1 protein-coding gene is annotated in these 1,659 nt (G+C 36.1%); it reads right to left on the bottom strand.

Features of this window, described 5'->3' with window-relative positions; translation table 11 throughout:
* Window positions 1-132 precede the first annotated feature (132 nt).
* Complete coding sequence (locus tag ABH957_RS29425; RefSeq protein WP_088004697.1) at window positions 133-1,563, bottom strand: IS4 family transposase; 1,431 nt, start codon at window positions 1,561-1,563, stop codon at window positions 133-135.
* Between the last annotated feature and the right edge of the window lie 96 nt (window positions 1,564-1,659).

Here is a 1,659-nt window from a genome sequence, read left to right on the forward strand (position 1 = left end):
CCCCATCGCTATCAAGCTAAGCTCATGTAACGTCAATGATAAGCGAGATTGTTTCTTTTTTTCGAAAGTCTATATGTAGGTGCTTTAAAGATTTGCATACGAAATAAACCCTAACGGGTTTCCTTTTTTGAATTAAGCCGCTTGATTATCAGACATGGTACAATTGTAAACGACACCTAATATATCAAAGACTGTTTTCTTCTCATATCGATGAGATTTTCGCCCGTTTTGCTGTAGAAGATTGAATAGGCGATATAGAACCTTTGATAGTTCTTGGGTGTCTTTCTGTATAGCTTGGAAAAGAAGAAGAAAATAATCTCTAATCATATATATGGCCTTATACTCACTCAGTTCTCGTTTCTTTTTCATAAGAAGTAATTGACGCATTTGAAACATGATAGAAGAACAGAGTAGAATGGCAATCAATTGTCCATACAAATGGCACTCCCATCTTTCTGGTTTTATCTTTTTACACTGATGAATTTGAAAGAATGACTTCCACGTTTTAAATAAAATTTCGATTTGCCAGCGTAAAGAATACCAATCATGTACTTGTCCCATCGGGACAATGTCTGTAGGTGTGTTTGTCATATATACATTGATGCCACTGAGTCGTTTACTACGAGTAGAATACTTCATTCCTTTCTTTTTTTCTCTTACAGTTTGATCTTGTAATCGTTTTTGTTGTTGTTCTTTGGTTAGTCGATGAACAATCACACGGGTTGGTACTTTATCAGTCATTCCTACATAAGCGTTGGATATTTCACATGTTTGTCCTGGCTGAAGAGAGTTCATTAAGATCTCCATATCTATCTGTATATACTCTGTACCTTTCTTGATTCTTCCATCTTGAAAATAATCAGGAGTGGGATTTTTTTGATAAATACGTGTATTTGATTTAATACGAGAGATATAGTAAGCCTTTTTATCTTGTATATGTTGAAGATCTTTCAAGTGAAAATAACCTAAATCACGGATACATAAATCATTCGCTGCCACAGTTGGGGCACATAGAGAACCATAGGTTCGATCATGTTGTTTACCTGGGCCTGTATGAATATGTAGGAACTGTCCACTTAATAAATCATACTCAAGCTGAATCTTCACCCCAGCTGTATGGCTGCATCCTCCTGCACCTGGATAAACAGATGAAAATACATCGGGAAGTTGAAAGGCAGTTGAATCTAGGATACGAATACGTTTGAAAATAGAAGCGTATGGAGAAGTGAGCATCTTAGTTGAAGATAACTTTTGGTTGAGAAGTTCGGCTAACACTTGTTGTAGGAATTGCACGGCTGTGGCATTAAATCGTTGATTCAGTCCTTCGGGACTGATGAGCACTTCTGTTGATGCTTCTAAACAGCTACATAAATGAGTTAAAGAGGTTTTAGCGACTTTTTGACTGATCCATACACATAAAGCGACTAAATCTTTTGCTTGGTACTTACTGGTTCTTTGCACAAAACCAACATTTCTAGCAAGATCTCGTAAGAAATTTGGAGATAAGAAGTTTTGAATTTCTTGAGCAAATAGTTGTAATTCATCAGATACAGAAATAGACATACAAAAACGCCATCCTTTCCTATGATTCTACAGAAAGAATAGCGTATTTTTTCATTTTAGGGGGGATTTTATTTTGTTAGCTTGATAGCGATGTGG

The organism is Bacillus sp. RC242, assembly GCF_044908245.1.
In the GTDB taxonomy this organism is placed as follows: domain Bacteria; phylum Bacillota; class Bacilli; order Bacillales; family Bacillaceae_G; genus Bacillus_A; species Bacillus_A mycoides.